Annotated in this window: 4 protein-coding genes; 1 reads left to right on the top strand and 3 read right to left on the bottom strand. The window is 46.4% G+C overall.

Annotation, left to right across the window (positions count from 1 at the left end):
• On the top strand, nucleotides 1–223 hold a 223-nt coding region (locus tag Q0198_RS00765), incomplete at its 5' end, for a hypothetical protein (protein WP_297893898.1).
• On the opposite strand, the gene Q0198_RS00760 is transcribed toward Q0198_RS00765, so the two are convergent.
• From Q0198_RS00760 to Q0198_RS00750, 3 genes are all read right to left on the bottom strand, one after another.
• Entirely contained in the window at nucleotides 215–556 is a 342-nt protein-coding gene (locus Q0198_RS00760) for a hypothetical protein (protein WP_297893895.1), read from the bottom strand. The genes Q0198_RS00765 and Q0198_RS00760 overlap by 9 nt on opposite strands.
• 67 nt (nucleotides 557–623) lie before the next feature.
• Nucleotides 624–1,247 (bottom strand): hypothetical protein, encoded by a 624-nt coding sequence (locus tag Q0198_RS00755; RefSeq protein ID WP_297893894.1) that lies wholly within the window; start codon nucleotides 1,245–1,247, stop codon nucleotides 624–626.
• Nucleotides 1,248–1,288: 41 nt separating this feature from the next.
• On the bottom strand, nucleotides 1,289–2,602 hold the full coding sequence (locus Q0198_RS00750) for a sodium-dependent transporter (protein ID WP_297893892.1): 1,314 nt from the start codon (nucleotides 2,600–2,602) through the stop codon (nucleotides 1,289–1,291).
• Nucleotides 2,603–3,054 lie beyond the last annotated feature (452 nt).

Here is a 3,054-nt window from a genome sequence, read left to right as displayed (position 1 = left end):
CTCGCAATTGGGGCCCCCTCCCGCCCCAAGAAACAGAAAATACGGCATAAATTCCACAGGCCGTGGATTCGGCGATAAAATTTTGAAATTTTATCTCTTAAAATATAATAAGTGTAGCATGCTTAGCAAGAGATGCGGCGTAAAATTTGGAATTCCGCAACGAAAACGGCGTCTATGCAATGCCCGCTCTGCATCCGCGTCGCAAATTTTAAATTTAGGATAAAATTTTAATGGCCAGCCCCGCGCAAAACAGGAAAATCCCTGCATAGATCGCTAAAAACGGCGCGATTATCGCATAATGGATGATAAACTCAAAGAAATTGTAGATCAAATGCTTGCTTTTGGGCTCTTTAAATTTTAATTCTAGCGGCTCGTTCGAATCAAACGGCGTGTTGGATCGCAAGATGTGCCTCAGACTAAACATCCAGCGCACGAAATCTATTCTATTGCGCTGCATATAGTCTTTGCCGATGCCCAATACGCCGTTTATATAGCATACAAAACCAAAACCGCCGAAAAACAAAATTAGCCCGATGTCGATCAGCTTATCCGCCATAGCGATCTTTCCTTTGTCTTTTAAATTTAGAAATTTAGCCCGCCGTATTTGTTATCTCGCCGTTTGCCTATTGAAATTCTAATTTTGCGGGATTGCACTCTTTGTCGGCTTTGCAATCTTGCAATTTTTTGATGATTTTATTGTAGCGCTCTTTATCATGCGTCAAATCTCGAGCCATCGTCATATATTTTATTACCTCGTCTACATCTAAAGCATATTCAAAATAAGTTAATGCGCTAAGCAAACAAGAATTCCATATTTTGCCTACCTCGCAAGCTCTTGTTAATGGTTTTAATGCAATTGAAGATCTATTTGTCTTAAGTAAAATTTCGCCGTATAAACCACACGCTAATGAATTTTCAATTTGATCCTTTTCAAAGCAGCGCTTATCCGTGATACTTAATAAGCTCTGACAAACGCTATATTTACCGTCGCCCATATCGCACTTTTTAATAAGTTGCGAGATCTCTTGTGAAAAAATTTTATCGCATCCTCTATAGAAGTGCGAAGCATCACAATCATTCAATGCCTTACCGCGCTCTTCGGCGGACATTTTATAAAACCCGTCGCTTAAAATTTTAACTTTTGCGGAATTTTGACCTTGCGTCTCGCTCGGCTCCGTATCTTGCATCGCAAAAGCAACCCCGCAAAGACCGGGCAACAGCACAAACGCTAAAAAGACCTTTTTCATTTCTTCTCCCTCGTATCGGCGCCTAGAATTCTAAATTTAACTCAAAACGAAATATGCATGCTTAGCGCGATTATGCAAAGCAACATCGCCAGCGGCACGTATAAAAAGCGCCCCACGTTGTACCAAAACGCGCCGTACCGCTTGGACGCGCCCGAATTTACTTCGTCTAAAATTTCATCTTTTTTGATCACCCAAAACCACGAAACCGCGCCGATGACCGCGCCGATCGGGATGATGTAGATCGAGACGAAGTCCATCCACGGTCCCCATTTGACGATCGCTTCCATATTTACGCCCACGCCGAAGCAGATCACGCACAAAAGCACGAGCGTGCAGGTGCGGTTCAGGCGCGGAAATTTATGCATCAAGGACTCGGCGACGACTTCAAACATATTTTGAAGCGATGAAATTCCGCCGAAGATCACCGCCGTAAAAAGAATGATCGCAAAAATTTGCCCGCCGATCATATCTTGTAAAATTTTAGGCAGCGTCACAAAAAGCAGCCCCGGACCCGCGGCGGGATCGGTGTGATACGCAAAGACCGCAGGGATCATCACTAGCGCGGCCACCATCGCCGCAAGCGTGTCGAAAAACGCCGTATTTTTCGCAGCCGAGACGACGTCTTCGTTTTTAGGCAGATACGCGCCGTAAACGATCATACCCGAGCCCGTGATCGAAAGCGAGAAAAACGCCTGCCCCATCGCAGATATCCACACCATCGGATCGCCAAGCTTGCCGAAATCGGGCGTGAATAGAAATTTATACCCCGCGCCCGAGCCTGGTAGCGTGGCGACCTTGACTGCGAGTACCGCAAAAAGTATGAAAAATAGCGGCATCATGATTTTGTTGGTTTTTTCGATACTGTGCGCGCCGAAAAACAGCGTAAAAAGCGTGCCCGCAACGACTATGAAGTGAAACGGCACGACCGAATAGGGCGTTAGCGCGAAGGATTCGAACCAGGTGTTCGTATCCACGCTCATCAAAGAGCCGTCTATGGCCTGCGCTAGGGCTTTAAGCACGTATGAGATAATGACTGCGTAGCCGATGGCGATACACAGCGAGCCCGCAAGCGGCAGCCAGCCGATGATCTTGCCGATGGTGCCCAGACCGCGGCTTTTCCACGCGTATTCGTAAGAGCCCAGAGTGCCCGTTCTGGCGCGGCGTCCGATGGCGTACTCGGCGCTAAGCCCCGCATAGGAAAACAGCGCGATAAAAAATAGATAGATCAGCAAAAACGCGCCGCCGCCGTTCGTGCCGAGTTTGTAGGGGAAGCCCCAAACGTTTGCCATACCCACGGCAGAGCCCACGCAGGCGATGATGAAAGCCCAGCGCGACGAGAAACTTCGTTTATTCATTTGCATACCCCTATTTAAATTTGCGTTATGGTAGCAAAAAAGTATTTAAATTTTATTTATTATGCGCGAGTTCGGCTTATTTTTCGTGATTTCGTGATTTCACGTTCGTGCGCGAGGCAGCCGCGAGTTTTTAAATTTTGAATGTTTTAATGGAACGGATTTCTTAAATTTAGAAGTTTTTGGCGAAACGGATTTTTAAATTTGAACGTTTTGCGAAGCGGATTAAATTTATGCGCTGCTTGCGGGATAGCTTTTTGGCCGCAATCGAGTACATTGCGATACTGCGCACAATAGTATTGATTCATACTGCCGATCTTTACGGCGGCGAATCTTATTTGGGCATATCAAGGCGAGGTTTTGGCTCGATAATGCCGACGCCGTTTAGATCGCATCTCGTTTATCGTGATAGGCGCGTGCAGCTTGCGATTTCTGGTTGCGTCTGCCGTCTTGCG

Origin of the sequence: uncultured Campylobacter sp., assembly GCF_938045205.1 — a bacterium.
GTDB lineage: Bacteria > Campylobacterota > Campylobacteria > Campylobacterales > Campylobacteraceae > Campylobacter_B.
Note: the sequence above shows the minus strand (reverse complement) of the source record. Positions and strands in the feature narration are given on the sequence as shown.

Bases quoted from the DNA above. Each gene is read 5' to 3' on its own strand.
- Q0198_RS00760 (WP_297893895.1), bottom strand. From the start codon at position 556: ATGGCGGATAAGCTGATCGACATCGGGCTAATTTTGTTTTTCGGCGGT.
- Q0198_RS00755 (WP_297893894.1), bottom strand. From the start codon at position 1,247: ATGAAAAAGGTCTTTTTAGCGTTTGTGCTGTTGCCCGGTCTTTGCGGG.
- Q0198_RS00750 (WP_297893892.1), bottom strand. From the start codon at position 2,602: ATGAATAAACGAAGTTTCTCGTCGCGCTGGGCTTTCATCATCGCCTGC.